Consider the following 21,681-nt stretch of genomic DNA (forward strand, 5'->3'; position numbering starts at 1 on the left):
AGCGCAGGCAAAGCAAAACAAGCGCGTGAGGCTCCTTCGACCTCAAGCGCTTTAAAGTGCCGACCACCCGCTTGGGTTTCATAAGATTATATTCTACATTTAAACTGGAAAATGTCAAGAAGAGTCGATCGTGCGAATCTCCAACGACCGGCCTTTCGATCGCGAATTTAACGGAAATTCGGATCTTCGCACGTTATCGCTGCGAATGACCTCCTTTCAGAGGACCTGACCAAGGATCCGGAAACAATTCGAGCGCTCGTGCGGCCGCCTTGACGATGCTTTCATCGCTATCGAACTGCCGTGCCTTGATTGCGGCTTGCGATTCAGGCGTGTGCCACTCGACCAACCGCAGCAGTGCGATCATTCTCGAACGATCGTTATCCGTCTCGATGGATTCGTCATTTTCAACCAAATATCCCGTACGCGGGGTCTCCAGGATCTCGATCAAGACCGGTACCACGGCCATGTGATTGAGTCGGGCGAGGTATTGGGTGGATTGGTGGGCGACTTCCAAATCCGCCACACGCAGGGAGCGAAAACGATGAATTTGTATCGTCGTCAATACTGCCACTTCACGCACGAGTGGATCCGGATCTTCCATCGCGGCCGCGATCTCCTCCAGCTGTGCATCGTCCTGAGCAATTCCCGGGCGATTGGCAAAGGCGATCGCTTCCCGCATCCGCATGGACAAATCCCCCGTGCGAATGTCGTACTCGACTCGCGCTCGTTCCAGCAAGCGTCCCGCAGGTGTTTGTTCTACGAATTGCGGCTCTTCCTCGGTAAGCAGGAGTTCGTCCGGCGGCAAATCGAGCATGTGCAGCACTTGATCCACTACCGGTTGAATGGATGGCTCATTCAGCTCGCTCAGTTCTTCCAGATAAGCCCGTAGGCCGGCCCGGCCACCCGCCGTCATAACGCCACGAGCGCGCTCGCGCCAAAGGTTTACGTCCGCAGCAATCTGCTGCTGCCGATTGCGCAATTGGATTTGCTCCTCCCGCAGCTGCTGCTTCTCCTCCCCTCGTAGCTCCAGCAATTGTTTGCCGATATCCTCGATCCGCCTTCCAAGTTCGATGAATTCATGCTGCACTTCATCCGCTTTGCGGTTGAGTACCTGTTGCAACGGTTTCAGCCCGAGGCCAAACACTGTCACTGCCCTCCTTGGACCCGACAAAGGGTTCGAAGGCGATTTGATCCAGATGAATTAAGTTACTCGCATACCCAAGAACGGTAAAATGACTTCGCGATCATCTCTTCTGCGTGACGGAAAGCCGTCCCGCATTTATCGTTCAAGCCATCACAAGTCAGTATAGTAAAGGAAAGATAGCACGTCAAACACTTTCTGCTCGCTACAAAGCAGACGACTCGTTCGAGAAAAATCGTATTGGCGCGAAGTTAAATATTGCCTAAGATACTCTCACCCCGGACCCACCTGATATTCAACACGGATTCAGCCGCCCCCGTGTGCGATCGACGCAGACAAGGAATGAGATGAAGATGGATGCCTTCCAGCCGATTTCGAATAAACCGCACGATGACGACGAGAAGCCCGACTTTCAAAGCATATTGTCGCGCCGGTGCCCCCGCTGTAATGGTGAATTGGAATTCCACAGCAGCAGACCCAAGGTCGGCGCTCCGGACGAAACCATTCGCTGCTCGTCCTGTGGTTATACGCTCGACCTTTCGGACGCTGCGAGTTTCCAGGTGGGAGAGACGGGCGTGGATCTGAATCTGCAGCCCGGATGGTTGACGGCCCTGCAGCACGGCGGACTGCCGAATTTCAGCGTTCGCAGAAAAGACGGGGATGAAGTGCCTCTATCAGACTGGATCCGCAGCGCGAGCAGCGTATTTCGAACCTGTAACCTGGTCATCTTTTTCATGATCCTTGTTGTCGTGATCGTTGTAATCTTCTTGCAATAAATCGATCGTTTCGTCTCCTCATCTCGCACATCCACGGAGAATTTGAGGCGCACTTCCAGACCCATCCTGCGGGGAAGCCTACTTACCTTGAATGCCTAACGATTGATTCAAAAACCCAATCACTCGCTGCTCGTACTCCTCGGGTTCGTCGAAAAGCGCATCGATCTGATGGCCGGGTTCGTCACGCACCCAGAGTGTGGACGGACCGTTCGTCAGTTCGGAATACGCCTGGCTGGTCGCCAATTCGGCGTCGGCGGCGATCAACAGCAGCGGAGTGGAGCTGATCCGGGGCACCGCTTCGCGCAGCGGAGTTGGGTTTCGAATGCCGGTCTTCCACTCGACGAACTGCCATGAAAGCCACTCTGCAGGCAGCCAAACGTACCACTTCGGTTCCGTATCCAGCAGCAGGTCCTCGAACGTGCGCCAGCGTGTCCCTTCGACTACGACCGCGGCGATCGAATCGTCCTGTGTGGCTGTGTACAACGACGCCTTCGCACCTGCGAAAAGTCCAAGCACCGCGATTTTCTCAGGGTCGACATCCGGTCTCTGTTTGAGATAATATACAGCCGCTTCGACGTCGAGATAATCTTCCCAACCCAGCGCGTAAATCTCACCTTCGCTTTCGCCCTGCGTGCGCGTATCGTAGAGCAGCGCGCCATAGCCATGTTTGGCGAGAAGCCCGGCATGATAGAGTGTCCCCGTGCGGTTACCGCTGTAGGCGTGCACGAGCACGACGGCGGCTCTATTGGTGGAAGGAATATACCAGCCATAGAGCTTGAGATTATCGCGAGTTACGAGTGTGACGTCTTCGTACTCCAAGCCCAAATCGGCCGGAGACACGTCGCCGATCGGGTAACGCGGTGGATGCAGCGCGCCGTAGGCGTCGATGATCGGCACACCGAAGTAAAGCAGAATCGCGACGATGGCAACGACGCGAACTGTAAAGACGAGTAGATTCTTATAATAAGTCCGGTCGCGCTTTTGTTTCTGGCCTTGTTCCATGTCTATCTCATCAGCCTTGCGTCATGTTGGACAATCATCGCTGCAGTTATTCATTAATTCGGTCGCCTTGCGCAAACAGTTCAGGAACCGATGGATCGCAGCTCCCGAACGGACAATATCAGCAGCGAAATTCCACTCACGATCAATCCCCAGATCAAAGCTTCCGAGAAAAGTCCACTCCAGTAGGGTCCGGGCTTGAGCATTAAAGGAAAGTGCTTCAAGATGCCCGCCAAAGCCAGAAAACCGCCCACGAATGCGGTGCCGAGGAAGCCCCAACGCCGTCCTCTCGCGGCGAGCGAAAACACCACGATCAGCAGCGCAGCGAAAAAGGCGGCGAGACTCTGCGCCTCGATATTGGTGAGGCCGAATTCCTCCGGAATCCCAAAAAGGAAATCGTCGATCAAGTGGGGAATAGCCACGGCAGTCAGAACGACGCCGTTGATTAATATCAAATTTCTCTCGGCCTCTCTACCCATGTTGTTTCCCCGCCAATGATTTTTTATCAAGTTTGAATGATCATTCTCCCAGATTTCTTTGAAACCCCAATTTTTGCCTGCAATTCAACCAGGTTTGCCCCCCCGGGCAGGTCGTGTTGTAGCCACACTTTTCGCACTGCGTGGGCATGAAGATGAGGAAATGCACTCCGAGAAGCAGCAGATAGACCGGGACCAGATACCAGCCAGTGTTAAATATCCAATACAGCGGGAAGACGATACAAATGAACAACATGGTCTCTCCGGCCTTTGCGTTGTGTTCAAAAAAAGCTTGTTCGAACTGCTTATCTTTGTAGAGGATGCCTGAAAGAAAATTGCCCAGGTAAACACCGCACAACGCGGGACAGTACTGGCCTCGATATGGACATCCCACACAGCATCCCGCTTGAAATACGTTGGTAACAATGTAGAGCGCCAACCAAATTAGCATGAGTAGTGCAGAGTATGTGGACAGCAAATACACAGTCCCGACGAATCCCGTCAGAAAGGGGATTATCGCCAGCGCATAAAACAGTTTGTCTTTCAGTTTCCACTGGTAAGCCGTTGGTTTCATCACAGAATCCTGCTCTTCCGGACAGCCCAGTGTATGCCCGTTGTCATCTTCGAGAAAGCGCTGGAACATTTCCAGGTCATCACAATCATACTACACTCAACACGGAGAGATAAACTGAAGATCGGGTCCATCGGGATCTGGCCCGGATGAATCAACCAATTCACCAACCTTTATTCCACGAACACCTTCGCGAATAACGCCAGACAGTTACGATCATAATCCAGCGAATCTGAAGGTTTGTCGCCAACACGGATTATGACTTTTTTTGGATTCTCTTTCTTTACGGTGGAGAGCGTGATTAAATATGAGGAGACCGATAATGGGAGGGAATACTATGTCAACGCAGGTTTCTGATCCGTGTACCATCGTCATATTCGGCGCATCCGGTGATCTGACGTCCCGCAAGCTGATGCCGGCGCTGTTCAGCCTGTACTTGAAAGACAGACTCCCGAAAAAATTCAACATCATCGGCTACACACGAAGAGATTGGAACGACGAAGTCTTCCGACAGACTATGCAGAAGAGCATCGAGGAACACATGGATTTTGATGAGATTGCAGATGGCTGGAAACGATTCGTGCCGCACCTGCATCACATCCACGGAGGGCTTACCGATGCGGAAGACTATCAGCACCTGCATTCCGCGCTGCCCAAGTTTGAAAAAGGTGCATGGAATCGATTGTATTATCTCGCCGTGCCGCCTCGTTTTTTCACGGATATCGTCTCGGGGTTGTCCGAAAGCAGCATGACGGATCAAAATGGAGCCTGGCGTCGAATTGTGATCGAAAAACCCTTTGGCAGCGATCTAGACTCCGCACGCAAACTCAACGAGGCGCTGCATGACCATCTCGATGAGAGCCAGATCTATCGTATCGATCACTACCTCGGAAAAGAGACGGTACAGAACGTCCTGGTCTTCCGCTTCGCGAACACAATCTTCGAACCGATCTGGAATCGCAATTACATCGAGCACATCCAAATTACCGTCGCCGAAGAAGTCGGCGTCGGGCACCGGGCCGGGTATTACGACGGCGTGGGTGTGATCAAGGACATGTTCCAGAATCACCTGATGCAGCTGCTCACGCTGGTTGCCATGGAGCCCCCGTCGACGTTTGAAGCCAACGCCTTGCGCAACGAAAAGGTAAAGATCCTCAACGCCATCCGCCAGCCATCGGATATGGACCTCGACGACTACCTGGTTCGTGGACAATATCGTGGTTACCGGGACGAGGAGAAAGTAGATCCGAATTCGGATACACCGACCTATGCGGCCATTCGTTTCGACATCGAGAACTGGCGCTGGCAGGGAGTCCCCTTTTTCCTGCGATCCGGCAAGAGGATGGCAGCGAAGACCACGGAGATCATCATCCACTTCAAACGGCCTCCGCACGTCATGTTTCCGCTTCCAGAAGGGTACAAAATCTCTCCGAACATTCTGGCGCTGTGTATCCAGCCTGACGAAGGCATACATCTACGGTTCGACGCCAAGGTTCCCGATACTGCTGCGGAGATGAGACCCGTCGATATGGAGTTCCACTACGCCAACAACTTCGGAGAATGCGCCATCCCGGAAGCCTACGAGCGTCTACTGTTGGACGCCCTGATCGGGGACGCCTCACTGTTCACACGCAGTGACGAGATCGAGAAAGCCTGGGCGTTGATCGATCCTTTCATCGATCTTCCCAAAGGGAAGAAAGAATCGAAATTGGAATTCTACGAACCAGGAAGCTGGGGACCGGCAAAGGCGGAAGCCCTGCTCGGAAAAGTGGGGCGAAGGTGGTTGCGCGGCTGTGCAGACGGCACCTCCCGATCTTCGACGACTCAATCTGGATGCTGAAGACCGTCCAAGCGCCCGTTGATCTGACCGACCTATTATGGCGGTCTCCGACCGCCTTGTTGCAGCGCTGCATCATAAATTTGGGTGCCATACCGTGAAAGGAAAGTGAGGCGTTCTAGAGCAGACGGCATGCCGTTGTCCAATTTTAAGGAACAGAACGGTTCGATTGGCGATTGGATCAGTTTGCTCTACCGCTCCCTTCCGGTATAATCCGAACCGTGGTTGGAAGAGAAGACCGTATCGTTGCACCAAATCGCAAGGTAGAAGATTCGAACGAGCCTTCCCTGCGTCCGCGCATGCTGCACGAACTCATCAATCAAGAGCGCGTCACGGAAAACCTCGCCATCCTCATCCAGGCAGCAAAGGGGCGCGGGGAAGCCCTGGATCACGTTCTGTTTCACGGCCCTCCGGGATTGGGAAAAACCACGCTGGCACACATTTTAGCCAACGAGATGGGCGTGAACATCAAAGTGACCTCAGGGCCGGCAATCGAACGAGCCGGAGATCTTGCCGCCATCCTCACCAATCTGCAGTCCGGAGACATCCTCTTTATCGATGAGATCCACCGGCTGGGCCGAGCGGTGGAGGAAATCCTCTACCCCGCCATGGAAGATTATGCCCTGGACATCACCATCGGCAAGGGACCCAGCGCCCGTTCGATCCGGTTGAAACTGCCTCGCTTTTCCGTCGTTGGTGCGACGACTCGCCTGGCGCTGCTGACCGCGCCGCTGCGTGCCAGATTCGGCGCGATCCATCGCTTGAATTTCTACGAATCCGAGGCCATGGAAGCCATCGTGTCACGCGGCGCCGAGGTGCTCGACGTGGAAATCGATCCCGGTGGCATATCGGAAATCGCCTGCCGCGCTCGCGGCACACCACGGGTCGCCTTGCGGCTTCTTCGGCGCGTACGAGACTTCGCACAGGTTCGCTGCGATGGCCGCGTTACCCGCGATAACGCCAAGGAGGCATTGAAATTACTCGAAATCGATTCTATCGGACTGGATGATTCCGACCGCCGGGTGCTCAGCACCATCATCGATAAATTCGACGGCGGGCCTGTTGGTTTGCAGACCATCGCCGCTTCCATCAGCGAAGAAGCCGACACGGTAATGGACGTCGTGGAACCCTATCTGCTGCAATTGGGCTTTATCGACCGCACGCCTCAAGGACGCGTGGCCACTGCGCGCGCATACGAACATCTGAAACTTGCACCGCCCACGAAACAACAGCCGCGGCTGCCCGAGATCTAAATCCGCATGATGCCAGACACATCGACGTTCGCAAAGTGGTTCATCATCGCCGGCCTGATATTGCTGGGAATTGGTGGGATCATGTGGCTTCTCGGTCGAAGCGGAATTTCGCTGGGTGAACTGCCCGGCGATCTGCGCTTCAGATTGGGTGGGAATACTACCTGCTTCATCCCGCTCGTGAGTTCGATCCTGCTCAGCCTGATTTTGACGCTGATCCTCAACCTCGTCCTGCGACTGTTCAAGTAAATCGACCGTGCACACCGCTGACTTCGATTATGAACTCCCTCCCGACCGCATCGCCCAGCATCCCGCAAATCCGCGAGATTCATCCCGCCTCTTGATCCTCGATCGCCGGAACGACGATATACAGCACCGTTTATTCCGGGACTTGCCAGAGTACCTCTCCTCGAAAGACGTCCTCGTGTTGAACGAAACGCGCGTCATTCCCGCTCGTCTACACGGCAGGAAACTCCCCGGCGGAGGTCGGGTGGAATTGCTGTTGCTCAAACGCCTCGCGCCGCAAACATGGGAGGCCATGGTGGGCGGTAAGGGTTTGAAACCGGGCCGGCGAGTCGCCCTGACCGCAGGGATCACGGCGGAGATCGAAGCGGATCTCGGAGGCCCGCGCCGCAGGGTACGTTTCTCACAGCCAGTCACCCCGGAATTGGAAGAAATCGGCGAGATGCCGCTGCCGCCGTACATTCATGCGAAACTGGAAAACCCGGATTCCTATCAGACGGTCTTCGCCCAGACGCCCGGCTCCGCAGCCGCACCGACGGCAGGCTTGCATTTCACGCAGGAACTACTGGACCGTATTCGGGCGAAGGGTGTGCACATTGCCAGGGTTACGCTCCACGTCGGACTGGATACTTTCGCGCCGGTTTCGGAGCAGGATCCCCACTCCCATCCGATCCATTCGGAGTGGTGCCAAATCACGCAGGAAGTGGTGGATGCAATCATCCATTGCAAGCAAATCGGCGGCAGATTGATTGCCGTAGGCACGACGAGCGTACGTGCGATGGAAACCGCAGCGAGAGCCGCACAGGCGGGCCAGATGATCTCGGCATACGAAGGCGATACCGATCTTTTCATCCTGCCCGGGTTCGATTTTCGGGTCGTCGACGCCATGTTGACCAATTTCCACCTGCCCAGATCGACGCTGCTGATGATGGTCAGCGCGTTCGCAGGGCGCGAACGAATCCTGCGCGTCTACCGGATCGCCATCGAAAACGGCTACCGCTTCTATTCATTCGGCGACGCAATGCTGATTCTCTGATTGACTTGCCGGACGACCTATGGGATACTCATTAGCAGGAATTAACAACCTGCTTCCCCTTCGCTATCTCTATATAGAGGAGGTGGTGCCCATGAGTAATAGTGGCAAACTTAACGCTGCGGCATCCCTCCTCTGTGATGAGTAAGGATGCCGCAGCCATCGAGAGAGCCGTCCAATCGGGCGGCTCTTTCACTACGAAAGGGTGACCGCCATGGCCAAGTTCCCGGTTGGAAAACTCCCTGCACAAGTCCTGTCCAGGCTGCTGCAGCAGCTCAGCAGCTCGGATCCCAATGTGATCCTGGGGCCAGGGATCGGTCTGGATTGTGCGCTGATCGGACGCGGGGAACAAGTCCTGGTGCTCAAATCCGATCCGATCACCTTCACTGCGGAGAACATCGGCTGGTACGCCGTCCACGTCAACGCCAACGACATCGCCACGACGGGTGCGCAGCCGAAGTGGTTCCTCGCCACGCTGCTCCTGCCCGCGGCACGCTTCGATGAAAATCAAATTGACACAATCCTGAAGCAAATCGACGAAGCCTGCCAACACGTCGGCGCAACGCTCGTCGGCGGGCACACGGAAATCACCACGGGAATCGACCGCTGTATCTTGTGTGGCACGATGATCGGGGAAGTCGAACGCGAGGACCTGATCACGCCGCAGGGCGCTCGTCCTGGAGATACCCTCATCCTGACGAAAGGGATACCCATCGAAGCCACCAGCATACTCGCAAACGACTTTGCGGATAAACTGAAGTCGCTGCCGGGGGACCTCCTGACTCGTGCACAGAATTTTCTCCACGACCCCGGCATCGGCGTCGTTACGGAAGCGTTGGCGGCAGCACGCTGTGGAGGCGTCAGCGCGATGCACGATCCCACCGAAGGCGGTCTTTCCACCGGCGTGTGGGAGCTGGCGGCTGCGTCGAAGGTGGGACTGATCCTGGAATCGGAAGCCATCCCCATTCCGGTAGAATCGCAGGCCATTTGCAGCGCACTTGACGTAAATCCGCTGGAAGCTATCGCCTCCGGTGCGCTGCTGCTCACCGTGCGACCGGGAGCAGCAGCAGACGTGCTTGCTGCCATCGATGCCACCGGCGTAGATGCGTACGTGATCGGTGAGGTCATCGAAGGCGAGAATGTGGCTATGCGCACCTCGGGAAGTCTGACCGCCCTGCCCTGGCCGACTCGCGACGCTCTCACGCACCTTATCGAATGAACTCGAACGGAAAACGCTCACGACTCCGTGAGCGCCCGCGCATTGCAACATGGTGTTGCCCGGCTATTCCTGGTTGTATTCTTCCCCGTTAACCTAGCAATATTTTCACACGCCGTTTACATTCGGAACGTGATCTATCAACTCTCCGAGGCAAGCCAATTGCGCACCTTCGTAACCAGTTCTTCGTGATTGATCGTTTTTCCCAGGAATTCGTTCGCGCCGGCCTCGAGCGCCTTCTGACGAATTTCCTCTCCCACCGCCGCAGAATAAAGCAGGATGGGTACTTCATGCATTTCTGCATCCTGACGTAATTGCTTGCACACTTCCAAGCCGTCGATCCCCGGCATCATCACATCCACAAGGAGTACATCCGGCTTCGTCTCTTTGGCGAGGCGGACCGCATCCTTGCCATTCGCAGCCGTTACGACATCAAATCCGCTGCGTTTGAAAATATAGTCCAGGAAAAAGAGCAGCTCTGTGGTATCGTCGACAATCAGTATCTTATCACTCATCTACTTCCTCCCGAGCGGAGGGAAACTCCAACCGCATGGCATCGCCTGAATCTCCAAAGAAATCCCCCTCTTTAAATCCCCATTTTTCGTAAACGGTTTTTGGATCGTAATCGTGTTCGATAAACCATTCCGCTAATTTCTGTCTTCGTTCCTCACCGGACGGTTCTTCTCCGGGTTGAAAACCTTCATCGTCCATTCGCAACCCACAAATCGAGCAGTCGACAGTCTGGAAGGGATAGGTGATCGGCGTTGGAGGGCCCAGCCGGGCAAAAAGGAAACCGCAAGTCGCACAAGGCGCATACTTCCCCTTTTCATCATTCAACGAAGAAACGGGTTCTCCAACGACAGGTACAAAAGTTCGACGTTCAACAATCGTAGCTGCAATCAAACCGCCGACACCCAACAGGCTGACGATCCACCCCAGAATCGGCCAGATCGTACCGAAAGGCCGGTAACGAATATGGACTTCATGTTCGCCTTCGGGAAGGGAAATTTGGATGAGATTTTCATAGACTTCCATTGCCGTCTCTTCACCATCGACGCTTGCCCGCCAGCGAGGAGAATATGTATAGGAAAGCAAGGCATTTTCGAGCGGCTCATCCAGATCCGTGACGAAGGTAAGACTCCTGCCGCCGGCTTCGAAATTCGAATAGGGTACGGAGTATAAACGAAGCGCCTGGTCGATGTTCAATCCTTCGAGGGTTAAATCACGCAGCGCCGTCACAGTCTCGAAGTTACCTTGAAGTTGTGCATAATAAAGGAGATTCAAACCGATAAACCAGGCGCGGCCATCGCCGACGTCCTTGTAACCCAGGATAGGGTACCACTCGTCGCCAAATTTTACCTCGCCATAGACGGAATCGAGTCCCTGATAGATTGCACCGGACCACCCCTGCGGAGCCACGACGTCCAGTGGTAGTGATTCCGGCAACCCGGCGAGTTCGTCTGTCCAGCGTATGCGTATCGTATCCGGAAAAGAGAGCCGCAGCACGTTCACACCCAGCAAGTCCAGGGTGCGGCCAAAGACTTCCTCCATGCCGCTCAACTCCAATATCAGACGGCCTCCGTTCTGAAGATACTCGATCAGGAGAGATTCATCTTCTCCAATTGCGTTCGTGGAACGCTCGAAACGATACAATCCAATCGCCGCATACGCTTGTAGTTCAGCAGGCGTGAGCCGGGAAAGATTCACTTCCCGAGCCTCTTCTGCGAACGGATAGGTCATGAGAAATGGAGGCAGTCGATCTCCAAGCAGGAGCATACGTTGCTCGGGAATCCGCTGGAGCATGCCCGCAGGTTGTGGATTGACCCAGATCTCATAGATTCCTCTCGTCTGCCGCAGTTCGAAGCCAATCTGCGCTAGAGCGGATTGTGCGAACGTAGCAGCCTGCCAATCGCCACCTACTACGGCGACACCGACGTTCCACAACGAGAGAATGTGCTGCAGGTATTCCGGACTCCATTCCGTCGCACTGAGTACACGCCGCAGCGCCCTGTGATGCGGCGTGTTTTCCAACGCCCAACCGTTGATCAAACGCCCGTCTTGGCCGGCGAAATAAACCTCCAGGGAGTCCGGCTCGGGGTAGGTCAGCAAAGCAATTCGGCAATCGCTGCTGCCGTCAGGACAATCGATGTCCGAGAGAAGCGCCTGCTGGTAAGGATAAGGGTGATTACCGATCAATCCCCAACCCGGGAAGAGGTCAATGAAGACCGCTCCAACGACGACGATTACACGCGCCCAACGGGCACGATTGCCGATCGGTAAAAGGCCGGAAGCGCCGATGGCGAGAGCGAAGGTGGCGAAGTTGAGAAATCGCTCCGGCAGTAATTGTGAACTCAGCGGCAGCAAATTGAACAGCACGCCCCTCGGGCCAAACGACAGCCAGATCGAGATGATTCCCGCGAAAACCCATGCACTGCGATTCTTATCCGGTCTGGCCGTGGCAGCCAGCAGCGCCATGATGATCGTGCCAAAGCCGAAAAGGATTTGCCCGCCAGTGATGTCAGCCGCCGGCAGGATGGATTCGATCGACGTGGAAAACAATGCCACTTTTTCCTGGGGTAGATATGGAACCTGCGGGATCTCCCCACGGCTGTAGGCCGGGAGGATCCATAACGCTGTGAGCAGCGCGCCAGCGACCACCCCTGCAGTCCACCATGCCCCCCAGTTCAACGGTATATCCGCGTCGATGAAGAGGCGTACCACGATGTAAAACACGAAACCAATGGCGAAAATGAGCGCCTGCTGCGGATGAGCCAGGATCGCCCAAGCCCAACACAGGCTCAACACAATCACAGTCGGCATCTTCGGACGCGAACGATCCAACAACCGCTGTGAAAACAGCGCAATGGGAGGCAAAGCGAGCAGCGCCAGAATCCGCGGGTAGTTGCCCTCGAAGAACAAGGTTCGCAGCTGGTACGGTGCCCACAGGGCCAGTATCGTTCCCAACGCGGCAGGCCAGGGGCTGCTCATGCGGAAAAACGAGACGTAGCAAAGCGCGGCAAAGACCAGAACCGCCAGCGAAGCGAACAGCTTATGGATCTGGCCGGGATCGCGGAACAGATAAGCAATGGGCGTCAGAATCAACGTCGTCAGTGGGGGATAAAAAGTGCGGAAAGCATCACCCATGTACCAGTTGGGCATCCAGCTTGTGGAAAAATACGCACCCGGCCCCTCTTCCCGAATTTGATCCGCGAGGTATTCCGCCTTGGCGATGTGACCCCAGGCGTCGGTGCCGATCGGATATCCCTTCGACCAGACGCCACTCAACAATACGAACAGGGCCAGCGTGACGAGCATCGCTGGCCCGAGGTGTTTTTTCGAGAGACGGTTCCAGTCTATTCTGCCCAGATGTCTACGAGCCCTCCCAACCATGCCACGGACCGTTTCAGTCCCTGCAGCTGCAATTCTTCCAACCACTCCCCTCGGGTCGTCCATCTCGGCTCTTCGCTCAGTACCTTCAATATGCCACTCAAACGGAAAAAGTATACAACCGTCCGATATACCGCCAACAGCGGTAAATACAACGCAGATTTTCTCAGCAGCCGACGTTCGCTGCGAGCGCAAACCGGCCATGCCACTGCCATCTGCACGGCATCGGTGAGCACGTACAGTGTATACATTAAAGCTGCTGCTTGCGCAATTACGCTCGTTTCATACCCGAAGAAGGGGAACAAGGGCAGCAGGAAAGCCCAGATCAAGCGCAGCAAGGCCAATGCATGATCGTTCTGCAGCCGACGAGGCATCGTCCAACTCCAAAAACGGCCTCGTTTTCCCAGCAAATCGGAATTGACTGCCATGACCTCGATTTCCCCTCGCTGCCAACGCACGCGTTGGGAATACAAATCACGCCAGTTGGTCACAGGAGCCAGGTGGATACGAACCTGCGGTAGATAACCGACGCGTTCCTGGGCGCGCTGCAGCGTCAGCGTGGCATCCGTGTCTTCCGAAACCGTGCGCCCGCGGTAGCCGTTCATGCGTTGGATGACTTCCCGGCGGAAGATTGCACAGGCCCCCGATAGCGTAAACAGCTCCTGGCGCACCGCCTCAGCGTGGCGGCCGATGCGAAACGCCTGGAGGTATTCGAAGAATTGTGCCGAAGCCAGGAATTTCTGGCTGAAGGTCAGTTCCTTCAGGATGGGCAAATCATCTTCATCCAGGCGGATGTAGCCCTTATCGTTCGCCTCGACGAGCAGGTTGGGGTCGATGATCAAGTGCGCCGTCGCCGCCTGTAAATGGGGATCGACCCTGAACGCAGCGACGGCCTGCTCGACGGCTTCCGGCTCGAGAACGACGTCCGAGTCTACGGCAAAGATCAATTCGCCTCGGCACTGTTTGATGCCCAAATTGACCGCCGTCGGTTTTCCCTTGTGCTCGCCCTGCACCAGCGTCATCACCCCGCCGAACTCACGCGCCGGGATGATGCGGTTGTGCAGGCGGATGTGCCCGTTCCAGTGCGCCGTGCCGTTGATGTGCCCGTTGACAACTTCCTCCGGGCGGTCCGTCGAACCGTCGTTTATCACGATGATCTCGATCAAATGATGCGGATACGTCTGCGCCTTGAGGCTGGTGATGCAGCGGTCGATGTTCAACTGCTCGTTGTAGGCCGGGATGATGACCGAGACCTTGGGTAGACTGCGCCGGGGCAGCGGCGGATACAGCTTCGCCATGCGGCGGTGACGCCAAACCAAAAAGGCGTCGTTGAGTGATTTGAAGACGTCGATGCAAAGTGGGATGAGTATCCACACACCCCAAAATATGAGGAAATGCTGCCAACCCATGGTCGTCATGCTTTATTCTCCGGCCAATTATTGAACCGCTCGGCCACTGACCTCCAAATCCCTGCGCACGAAGCGGATCGTCGGCAGGGTCAACATGCGCCAATATACGAATACGATTCCCACGAAAAACACCATTCGCCCCACCAGTGCGTGTGCCCAAGGTACAGCGGGTTTTCCCAACGCCGCAACCATGGCAATGATCACCGAAAGACGGATGAGATTGATGATCACCGTCGCTGCCAGGCCTCCGATCAAACGCCGCAGCCGTTCGGCGGGCGGAAAACGCGGATAGAAAAGCAGCAATCCGGCAAAAACCGAAAGTTCGATCAACGTCGAGCATTCGATGCCGATCGCCAGGACGGACCAGCCGGTCGGATCGGGCACAACGAGCTCGGCGCCGTTCAACGTCGATAAACCCAATCCGAACCACCCCCAAACGATCTCAAGCAGGCTCGCTTGCGCCGCACCCAGCGGCTCATTCCACCCGCCCAGCCATCCCGCCAGGATCAACAACGCAGCCAGGCCAAATGCGCCCCAAAGATATGCAGTGAGACTGTAGCGTCTGTGCCGCAGCGCAAGCAGGCCAATGATGTAAACAGCAAGCGCCAACGCCATGAGGGGGTAGTTCATGCCGCCTCCAGGGCGAATTCATGCCTGCGGCGCCAGAGCCAAATGACGAGCAGCGCAACGGCGGCCAGACTGAAAAACCATCCCAACGATGGTACGGAGTAGAAGGTCGTGGAAGCGCTGTCGATGTCGCAATTTTGCGAATTACCGGTGCTCCAGCACAAACGCACGGTGTACGTGCCGATGCTGGGGAAGGCTGCATTGGAGGTGGACCACGAATCGCTGTACGTGTCGCCGGCCTTCATGTTCGGCATGTTTGTCGTATGTGTGGCGACCACGGTGACGCCGTCCGGCGCGAAAATCTGGTAATACAAATTCGAGTTGGAGATTTTAACGTCCGCCCGCTCGCTACTGTGTACGTTTACGCTGCTGCCCTGGCTGGATGCGTCCGAAGCCGTGAGACCGGTGATGACACCCTTGCTGGTCTGGGCGAGCGCAGGTATGGCGAGAAGCATGAGGATCACAGTTGCGCTGAATCCCGCTCGAATCGATCGTGATACCATAATTCCACCTTTACGCACTCATACGTTCGAAACCACCTTCCAGCGAAAGGAAGGTGCAGTTCCGATCCATGTTTGTGAAACGTCCATCTTGAATGTAACTCATTCTCAGGCGCAGTGACATTTCAACGACCTTACAACTCAAACCGAATGGTCCTTTGCAGTTTTTCGTTTCGAATAGTAGTGAGGTTTTTATTATTAAGGAGACGCTCGGATGGGCGCCTATCGTTCCCTTCGCCTCCGTAAAGACGCCCATCTCCCGGTGGTTTATCCTCCGGCTGCAGGGTTGTTTACACATTCCCCCAATTCTGCTGGTTTTTCCCTGGAAACGCGAATGAGGCTGTCCTTTTGGGACAGCCCCAGGTCACCGCGCATGTTATAAACTACAAAGGATCGGAAATCGCGACAGGAAAAACTACGGCAGGTCCCAATAACTCACGTTATAAACGTCCACTTCTACACCGGCCGTCATTGCGGAACTCACGAACACGCCGAAGCGTCCACTGGCGTACGCTGAATCAGACACCTGTGCGATCAAATGGCCATTGACGTAGAGTTTCAGTGTATCTCCCTCGGCCCACAAACCAATACGCTGCGTTTGATCGGATCCGTATGCGAGCTCCGCAGATACGGTCCAGTTGGCCAACTTCGTAAACTCCGAACCGTCCCATATTCGCAATGCGTAACGCCCGTCGCAGGAAACCCCGAACAGGTAACCGACGGCGCCGTCCTCCGTGAGTTTCGAACGTGCCATCAGACCATAAGCGTCCAGACCGCTGCAGGAACCGATTTTCGCTTCCATCTCCAGATAGAAATTGGAAATCGTGGGCGAAGTCAGCATCCAGCTGTTCCAATAATCGGGGTTGAGCGCGGTCATGATGAGTTCATCCTCCCCGATCTCAAAACGCGCATGCTCGTCTTCGTACAGCGGCCAATTGCTTCCGGAGCTGAAGTTATCCTGAAACACAGGCGCGCCCAGCCCCGCTCTCGGATCTCCCGGCGGGAGCGTCGGCGTTGCCGTTCCGGCAAGTGTGGGCGTGATGGTTGCGCTCGGCTCCGCTTCCGAAACGGTTGCCGTCAACGTGGGTGTAGGCTGCGCTTCGTACAGGGGAATGTTTTGATAGTCCCATCCAAAAGACACTTCGGTGCTTGAATTGTCCTCGTCGATCGTGACGGTGAAGCTGATCATCTCGTCGCTTCCCCGGACCTCGGGTGCAGTCCAGCGTCCGGGAAGAAGCAGCGACGAATTGGCGGCGCTTACTGGATCGATGCTGACGCAGTACGTCCCCGGATACAGTCCGGCGAAGAAGTAGAAACCGTCCGGCCCGGTCTGTATACTGCGATACCCAATGGACGGGCAAGTCCCCTCCCCCAACAGCACTTCGACGCCTTGGATGCCGATTTCATTCCCATCAACGGTTCCGTTGGCCATCAAGGCCGATCCTTCCGGTGCATCAACACAGCCTTCGGGAGAAATGAACGGCAACGGCTCCCCTTCGGCCGGGTTTGCACACAGGTCGTGCCACACCCGTCCGGCAATGGTGTTGCTGCCCGGCGTGATTTCAATGATGGTTGGAATCGCCGTGGGACCAAAGCTGATTGAATCGGTGAACGTACAGGCCAGCAGGGAAAGGCCCAGAACCAGCACTACAAGTGGAACGTATCTTCCTTCCCTCTTATTTCTATTCATGCCGTCCCTCAGCGTCGTATTGTCTACGGTCGCACGAATGCAGATCGTCGCTATTGTAAAATATTTTCACAACGACACAAATGGAAATAAGAGGGAAGGAAGATACGTTCCACTTGTAGTGCTGGTTCTGGGCCTTTCCCTGCGCAACGGCGCTGATTCTACCATGTGCGCGAACTCGGCGTCAATAAACCTTCACGATGCCCGGTGATCGCACTATGTTACAATTCCAACCATGTTCGTCCAAATTGTCGATTCGAGTACAATCCAGGCATGAACACTGACGAAGTCGAACGCCTTCTGGGACGCATCCTGCCCACGGTGCAAAAGCCAGGCCGCTACACCGGCGGCGAGTTGAACCAGATCGTGAAAGAATGGTCCACCATCCCCACGCGCATGGCGCTGGCCTTCCCAGACATCTACGACCTGGGTATGTCCAACCTGGGTCTGGCCATTCTCTACGACATCCTCAATCGTCAGTCGGACGTGCTCGCCGAGCGCGTGTATCTGCCCTGGAGCGACATGGAAGCAGCCATGCGCCAGGCAAATCTGCCGCTGTATTCTCTCGAGAGCAAGCACCCCATTTCCGAGTTCGACATCCTGGGAGTTTCGCTGCCATACGAGACGCTCTACACCAACACACTCAACCTGCTCGATCTCTCCGGGATCCCGCTGCGCGGCGAGGAACGAACGGGCGGGCATCCACTGGTCATCGCCGGTGGTCACGCCGCGCTCAACCCCGAACCGATGGCCGCCTTCATCGACGCCTTCGTGATCGGCGAAGGGGAGGAAGTGATCCTCGAGATCGTACGCACCTTCAAGGACTGGAAAACACGGCAGGAACCGAGAGGAACGCTGCTGGAATCGCTGGCGCAGATTTGGGGCGTATACGTGCCTTCGCTGTATGAGGCGCATTATCTCGAAGACGGCACGCTCTCCCACATCGAAACGCGAAGCGAAAAAGCACCCGTTCCGGTTCTGAAGCGCATCGTCCCCAAGCTCCCGCCGCCGCTGACGCGTTTCATCGTGCCCTTCATCGACGTGACCCACAACCGCGTCCCGATCGAGATCATGCGCGGCTGCACACGCGGCTGTCGCTTCTGCCAGGCCGGCATGATCACGCGCCCGGTTCGGCAGCGACCGGTGGCTGAAATCCTCGACGCCGTCGAGAAAGCCCTGGCGCACACCGGTTTCGAAGAAGTCGGTTTGCTCTCACTCTCCTCCTCCGACTACGGACCCATCCTCGAACTGGTGCGCGGCGTCAACGAGCGTTTCGCCGGACGGCACCTGAACGTATCGCTGCCCTCCTTGCGCATCGAGACCTTCTCCGCCGAACTGATGGAGTCACTCAAAGAAAGCTCGCGCCGCAGCGGGTTCACCCTTGCGCCCGAAGCCGCCACGGAACGCATGCGCGAGATCATCAACAAACCCGTGTCCACCGAACAGCTGCTGGACACCGCAAGGGAGATATTCTCGCGCGGCTGGCACACGATCAAACTCTATTTCATGATCGGCCATCCTTCGGAGACGCTCGAGGACGTTCGAGCCATCGCCGATTTGTGTAAGGCCGTGCTGAAAGAAGGGCGCCGTATCATCGGGAAACGTGCACAGGTGAACGCCGGCGTGAGCACCTTCGTACCCAAACCCCACACGTCTTTTCAATGGGTTCCCGTCGATGCAACGGATCAGATTCAAGCCAAACAGGAACTGCTCAAAAAAGAACTTCGGGGTCCCGGATTGAAACTCAACTGGAACAAACCGGAGGAAACCCTGCTCGAAGCCTGGCTATCCCGCGGCGACCGGCGCATGGGAGAAGTCATCTTGCGCGCCTGGCAGCATGGCGCAAAATTCGACGCCTGGCAGGAACACTTCCGCTACGATCTGTGGATGCGGGCCTTCGATGATGTCGGCTTGAATCCCGATTTTTACACCCTGCGCGAACGGCCGATCGACGAGACGCTGCCATGGGACCACATCGACGCCGCGGTGAAGAAGCAATTTCTCACCGAAGACTACCTCTGGAGCCTCAATGGCCGGACGCGCATCGATTGCCGCGAACGCTGTTTCGCCTGCGGCATCTTGCCCAAGTACGCCGATCTACGCCGAGCACATCCGGGAGAAACCTGGGAATGTCCCGAAGTGCGTTCGCCGCGGCATAAATCGCACGCGAAAGACCATTTACCCACACCGGCTTGAATTTCATGGAAACGACTGCCTACCGCTACCGCCTCACCTTCTGCAAAGAGGAATCGGTCCGTTTCACCAGCCATCTCGATCTGCATCGCGCCTGGGAACGCACGTTTCGCAGGGCCGGGCTGCCGCTGGCCTACCGCCAGGGATTCAATCCGCGCCCGCGGATCAACATCGGCAGCGCTTTGCCGCTGGGCTACACCAGCAAGGCGGAGCTGCTCGATTTCTGGCTTGAGGAAGAACTAGATACGAAGACGATTGCCAGGGCATTGACTCGAGCTCAGGCGCCCGGTCTGCCAGTTCGTGAAGTACGGCGCATCGAAACCAGGCAGCCGGCGCTGCAAGCCCAGATCAACTCCGCGAGCTATCTCGTCCGACTCGATGATCCACCGCCGGGTCTTCTCATCCAAACGACGGTCGACGGTCTAATGAACGCAGCCAGCCTGCCGCGCGAGCGGCGGGGGAAATCCTACGATCTGCGTCCATTGATCGAGACTCTACTCGTGAAACGGGAAGGGGACGCCGTTCAACTGGAAATGACACTCAGCGCTCGTGAGGCCGCCACGGGAAGGCCTGGAGAGGTGCTGCGTGCTATGGACCTCGATCCCGCCTGTGCCCACATTCAACGTACCAAGCTGATCATCACCCAATTGGAAGAGAATTAACACAAACTTGCGCCGCCGCAGTGTTTTACGTCGGGATGCGGGCCGCAAGCTTGCGGAAATCGATTTCGAAACTGTCGAAGAGATCTACGACAGTTTAAAGAGGCCCATGTACTTCATCGCCAGGTTGAGATCGCCCTTCAAAATCACCTTTTTCGTGGCGATGGCGGTCATCGGGTTGAGCTTACCCATGATCATGTCGATGTAATCCGGGGCTTCCGAAGTGACCGTCAGGTTGGCGTCGTCAACGCTGCCCCTTTCCACCGTACATTTCTGCTCGCGGATCGTGCAAACCCAATCGCCGCCCTCCCCCAGGTTGAACTGAATCACGGCATCCACACCTTCCGCTTTTTCGGGCAGGAATGCGCCTGGCATGCGTTCCATCAGGTCTTCAACGGTCAATGGCATGTTTTCGCTCCTCTCGTTTTGTAGATTTCAGCGGCGATCAAACCAGCAGGTTTTCGAAAATCCCTGCCGCACCCATTCCGCCTCCGATGCACATGGTAACCATCACGTATTTCACCTTGCGGCGGCGCGCCGCATGCATGATCTGCACCGTCAGCTTTGCGCCCGTGCCGCCCAACGGATGCCCCAAAGCGATGGCGCCGCCGTTGACGTTGACGATCTCGTGATTTAATCCCAACTCGCGGATCACGGCAAGGCTTTGCGAGGCGAAGGCTTCGTTGAGTTCGATCAAATCGATATCTCCTAATTTCATTCCATATCGTTCCAGCGCTTTGGGTATCGCTTCGATGGGTCCGATGCCCATGATTTCCGGCGGGACGCCGGCCACCGCAAAGCCCACGTATCGCAACCATGGTTGGACGCCCAGCTCCCTGGCTTTCTCAGCGCTCATTACCACCACGGCGGCGGCGCCATCGGAGAGTGGCGAGGAATTTCCCGCCGTCACCGAGCCGTCCGGCGTGAATGCTGGCCGTAGTTTCGCCAATGCCTCCAGCGTGGTATCCCTGCGAATGAGCTCATCCTCGTCGAAAATCACGCTTCGAGTTTCCTGCGGGGTATTTATTTCCACCTTCAGCGAGGTAATCTCGTCCTTGAAGAAACCCTCGTCCTGCGCCTTGGCCGCTTTCTGGTGGCTGTGCAGCGCAAACGCATCCATGTCCTCCCGGCTGACGTCGTATTTCTCGGCGACGTTCTCCGCCGTCTGGCCCATGCGGATGTAGGCTTCCGGCATGTCGAGCACCAGCTGCGGATGTGGGCTGAGGCGAAAACCCGTCATCGGAACCATGCTCATGCTTTCCACACCGCCGGCGATGATGATGTCCGCCCCGCCGGTCAGGATCCGTTCGCAGGATTGAGCGATCGTTTGCAACCCGGAGGAACAAAAACGATTGACCGTCATCGCCGGAACTGAAGCCGGAAATCCGGCGTACAGTCCGACCTGCCGGGCCATGTTGAGACCCTGGCTCCCTTCGGGAAAGGCACAGCCCAGAACGATGTCATCCACGAGCGCCTTGTCGAAATCGCCGGCTCGTTCCCAGGCCGCCCGAACGACCGTGCCGGCCATGTCCTCCGCCCGGTAGGAGTGCAGCGTGCCTTTTTTCGCCCGTCCAACCGCCGTTCGAGCCCCAGCTACGAGCACCGCTTCTTTCGCCATCGATTCCTCTCCTTGCAGCCTGGGCATCAGATCTCAAGTCACCTCCGACACCCAGCTCC

20 protein-coding genes are annotated in these 21,681 nt (G+C 56.3%); 8 read left to right on the plus strand and 12 right to left on the minus strand.

Annotated features, from left to right (window positions below; genetic code table 11):
* Nucleotides 1-193 precede the first annotated feature (193 nt).
* Complete coding sequence (locus P8Z34_08395; GenBank protein MEJ2550685.1) at nucleotides 194-1,150, minus strand: hypothetical protein; 957 nt, start codon at nucleotides 1,148-1,150, stop codon at nucleotides 194-196.
* A 344-nt stretch (nucleotides 1,151-1,494) separates the two neighbouring features.
* Between P8Z34_08395 and P8Z34_08400 the strand changes: the two genes are divergently transcribed.
* Nucleotides 1,495-1,917, plus strand: coding sequence for a hypothetical protein (locus P8Z34_08400; protein ID MEJ2550686.1), 423 nt, complete (start codon nucleotides 1,495-1,497; stop codon nucleotides 1,915-1,917).
* Between the two features lie 78 nt (nucleotides 1,918-1,995).
* On the opposite strand, the gene P8Z34_08405 is transcribed toward P8Z34_08400, so the two are convergent.
* The 3 genes from P8Z34_08405 to P8Z34_08415 all read right to left on the minus strand — a co-directional run bounded on the left by P8Z34_08405 (nucleotide 1,996) and on the right by P8Z34_08415 (nucleotide 3,966).
* Nucleotides 1,996-2,919, minus strand: a complete 924-nt coding sequence (locus tag P8Z34_08405; protein MEJ2550687.1) for a CocE/NonD family hydrolase — start codon at nucleotides 2,917-2,919, stop codon at nucleotides 1,996-1,998.
* Nucleotides 2,920-2,999: 80 nt separating this feature from the next.
* Nucleotides 3,000-3,395 (minus strand): hypothetical protein, encoded by a 396-nt coding sequence (locus P8Z34_08410; GenBank protein MEJ2550688.1) that lies wholly within the window; start codon nucleotides 3,393-3,395, stop codon nucleotides 3,000-3,002.
* A gap of 40 nt (nucleotides 3,396-3,435) precedes the next feature.
* On the minus strand, nucleotides 3,436-3,966 hold the full coding sequence (locus P8Z34_08415; protein ID MEJ2550689.1) for a hypothetical protein: 531 nt from the start codon (nucleotides 3,964-3,966) through the stop codon (nucleotides 3,436-3,438).
* Nucleotides 3,967-4,300: 334 nt separating this feature from the next.
* On the opposite strand from P8Z34_08415, the gene zwf reads away from it, so the two are divergent.
* The 5 genes from zwf to P8Z34_08440 all read left to right on the plus strand — a co-directional run bounded on the left by zwf (nucleotide 4,301) and on the right by P8Z34_08440 (nucleotide 9,545).
* Nucleotides 4,301-5,803, plus strand: coding sequence for a glucose-6-phosphate dehydrogenase (gene zwf, locus P8Z34_08420; GenBank protein MEJ2550690.1), 1,503 nt, complete (start codon nucleotides 4,301-4,303; stop codon nucleotides 5,801-5,803).
* A 218-nt stretch (nucleotides 5,804-6,021) separates the two neighbouring features.
* Nucleotides 6,022-7,053 carry a Holliday junction branch migration DNA helicase RuvB gene (ruvB, locus tag P8Z34_08425; protein MEJ2550691.1) on the plus strand — a complete coding sequence of 344 codons (1,032 nt, stop codon included), beginning with the start codon at nucleotides 6,022-6,024 and terminating at the stop codon, nucleotides 7,051-7,053.
* Between the two features lie 6 nt (nucleotides 7,054-7,059).
* Nucleotides 7,060-7,299: a DUF2905 family protein gene (locus P8Z34_08430; GenBank protein MEJ2550692.1), complete on the plus strand. Its 240-nt coding sequence runs from the start codon at nucleotides 7,060-7,062 to the stop codon at nucleotides 7,297-7,299.
* 7 nt (nucleotides 7,300-7,306) lie between these two features.
* Nucleotides 7,307-8,329, plus strand: coding sequence for a tRNA preQ1(34) S-adenosylmethionine ribosyltransferase-isomerase QueA (queA, locus tag P8Z34_08435; GenBank protein MEJ2550693.1), 1,023 nt, complete (start codon nucleotides 7,307-7,309; stop codon nucleotides 8,327-8,329).
* 211 nt (nucleotides 8,330-8,540) lie between these two features.
* Nucleotides 8,541-9,545 carry an AIR synthase family protein gene (locus P8Z34_08440; protein MEJ2550694.1) on the plus strand — a complete coding sequence of 335 codons (1,005 nt, stop codon included), beginning with the start codon at nucleotides 8,541-8,543 and terminating at the stop codon, nucleotides 9,543-9,545.
* A 137-nt stretch (nucleotides 9,546-9,682) separates the two neighbouring features.
* Here P8Z34_08440 and P8Z34_08445 read toward each other — a convergent pair whose 3' ends face one another.
* The 6 genes from P8Z34_08445 to P8Z34_08470 all read right to left on the minus strand — a co-directional run bounded on the left by P8Z34_08445 (nucleotide 9,683) and on the right by P8Z34_08470 (nucleotide 17,155).
* Nucleotides 9,683-10,057 carry a response regulator gene (locus P8Z34_08445; protein ID MEJ2550695.1) on the minus strand — a complete coding sequence of 125 codons (375 nt, stop codon included), beginning with the start codon at nucleotides 10,055-10,057 and terminating at the stop codon, nucleotides 9,683-9,685.
* Nucleotides 10,050-12,857, minus strand: a complete 2,808-nt coding sequence (locus P8Z34_08450) for a 6-pyruvoyl-tetrahydropterin synthase-related protein (protein MEJ2550696.1) — start codon at nucleotides 12,855-12,857, stop codon at nucleotides 10,050-10,052. The genes P8Z34_08445 and P8Z34_08450 overlap by 8 nt, the downstream gene beginning before the upstream one ends.
* A 38-nt stretch (nucleotides 12,858-12,895) precedes the next feature.
* Complete coding sequence (locus tag P8Z34_08455) at nucleotides 12,896-14,347, minus strand: glycosyltransferase (GenBank protein MEJ2550697.1); 1,452 nt, start codon at nucleotides 14,345-14,347, stop codon at nucleotides 12,896-12,898.
* An 18-nt stretch (nucleotides 14,348-14,365) separates the two neighbouring features.
* Entirely contained in the window at nucleotides 14,366-14,968 is a 603-nt protein-coding gene (locus P8Z34_08460; protein MEJ2550698.1) for a hypothetical protein, read from the minus strand.
* Nucleotides 14,965-15,468 (minus strand): hypothetical protein, encoded by a 504-nt coding sequence (locus tag P8Z34_08465; GenBank protein MEJ2550699.1) that lies wholly within the window; start codon nucleotides 15,466-15,468, stop codon nucleotides 14,965-14,967. Before P8Z34_08465 ends, P8Z34_08460 begins: the two co-directional genes overlap by 4 nt.
* Before the next feature lie 412 nt (nucleotides 15,469-15,880).
* Complete coding sequence (locus P8Z34_08470; protein MEJ2550700.1) at nucleotides 15,881-17,155, minus strand: hypothetical protein; 1,275 nt, start codon at nucleotides 17,153-17,155, stop codon at nucleotides 15,881-15,883.
* Between the two features lie 270 nt (nucleotides 17,156-17,425).
* Between P8Z34_08470 and P8Z34_08475 the strand changes: the two genes are divergently transcribed.
* On the plus strand, nucleotides 17,426-19,348 hold the full coding sequence (locus P8Z34_08475; GenBank protein ID MEJ2550701.1) for a TIGR03960 family B12-binding radical SAM protein: 1,923 nt from the start codon (nucleotides 17,426-17,428) through the stop codon (nucleotides 19,346-19,348).
* A gap of 5 nt (nucleotides 19,349-19,353) precedes the next feature.
* Nucleotides 19,354-20,007 carry a TIGR03936 family radical SAM-associated protein gene (locus P8Z34_08480; protein MEJ2550702.1) on the plus strand — a complete coding sequence of 218 codons (654 nt, stop codon included), beginning with the start codon at nucleotides 19,354-19,356 and terminating at the stop codon, nucleotides 20,005-20,007.
* Nucleotides 20,008-20,091: 84 nt separating this feature from the next.
* On the opposite strand, the gene P8Z34_08485 is transcribed toward P8Z34_08480, so the two are convergent.
* On the minus strand, nucleotides 20,092-20,412 hold the full coding sequence (locus tag P8Z34_08485) for an SCP2 sterol-binding domain-containing protein (protein ID MEJ2550703.1): 321 nt from the start codon (nucleotides 20,410-20,412) through the stop codon (nucleotides 20,092-20,094).
* Between the two features lie 37 nt (nucleotides 20,413-20,449).
* Entirely contained in the window at nucleotides 20,450-21,622 is a 1,173-nt protein-coding gene (locus P8Z34_08490; protein MEJ2550704.1) for a thiolase family protein, read from the minus strand.
* Nucleotides 21,623-21,681 lie beyond the last annotated feature (59 nt).

It is taken from the genome of Anaerolineales bacterium (genome assembly GCA_037382465.1).
GTDB lineage: Bacteria > Chloroflexota > Anaerolineae > Anaerolineales > E44-bin32 > WVZH01.

Bases quoted from the DNA above. Each gene is read 5' to 3' on its own strand.
- P8Z34_08400 (MEJ2550686.1), top strand. From the start codon at position 1,495: ATGGATGCCTTCCAGCCGATTTCGAATAAACCGCACGATGACGACGAG.
- P8Z34_08405 (MEJ2550687.1), bottom strand. From the start codon at position 2,919: ATGGAACAAGGCCAGAAACAAAAGCGCGACCGGACTTATTATAAGAAT.
- P8Z34_08410 (MEJ2550688.1), bottom strand. From the start codon at position 3,395: ATGGGTAGAGAGGCCGAGAGAAATTTGATATTAATCAACGGCGTCGTT.
- P8Z34_08415 (MEJ2550689.1), bottom strand. From the start codon at position 3,966: ATGAAACCAACGGCTTACCAGTGGAAACTGAAAGACAAACTGTTTTAT.
- zwf (MEJ2550690.1), top strand. From the start codon at position 4,301: ATGTCAACGCAGGTTTCTGATCCGTGTACCATCGTCATATTCGGCGCA.
- P8Z34_08430 (MEJ2550692.1), top strand. From the start codon at position 7,060: ATGATGCCAGACACATCGACGTTCGCAAAGTGGTTCATCATCGCCGGC.
- P8Z34_08440 (MEJ2550694.1), top strand. From the start codon at position 8,541: ATGGCCAAGTTCCCGGTTGGAAAACTCCCTGCACAAGTCCTGTCCAGG.
- P8Z34_08445 (MEJ2550695.1), bottom strand. From the start codon at position 10,057: ATGAGTGATAAGATACTGATTGTCGACGATACCACAGAGCTGCTCTTT.
- P8Z34_08450 (MEJ2550696.1), bottom strand. From the start codon at position 12,857: ATGCTCGTCACGCTGGCCCTGTTCGTATTGTTGAGTGGCGTCTGGTCG.
- P8Z34_08455 (MEJ2550697.1), bottom strand. From the start codon at position 14,347: ATGACGACCATGGGTTGGCAGCATTTCCTCATATTTTGGGGTGTGTGG.
- P8Z34_08460 (MEJ2550698.1), bottom strand. From the start codon at position 14,968: ATGAACTACCCCCTCATGGCGTTGGCGCTTGCTGTTTACATCATTGGC.
- P8Z34_08465 (MEJ2550699.1), bottom strand. From the start codon at position 15,468: ATGGTATCACGATCGATTCGAGCGGGATTCAGCGCAACTGTGATCCTC.
- P8Z34_08470 (MEJ2550700.1), bottom strand. From the start codon at position 17,155: ATGAATAGAAATAAGAGGGAAGGAAGATACGTTCCACTTGTAGTGCTG.
- P8Z34_08475 (MEJ2550701.1), top strand. From the start codon at position 17,426: ATGAACACTGACGAAGTCGAACGCCTTCTGGGACGCATCCTGCCCACG.
- P8Z34_08480 (MEJ2550702.1), top strand. From the start codon at position 19,354: ATGGAAACGACTGCCTACCGCTACCGCCTCACCTTCTGCAAAGAGGAA.
- P8Z34_08485 (MEJ2550703.1), bottom strand. From the start codon at position 20,412: ATGCCATTGACCGTTGAAGACCTGATGGAACGCATGCCAGGCGCATTC.
- P8Z34_08490 (MEJ2550704.1), bottom strand. From the start codon at position 21,622: ATGGCGAAAGAAGCGGTGCTCGTAGCTGGGGCTCGAACGGCGGTTGGA.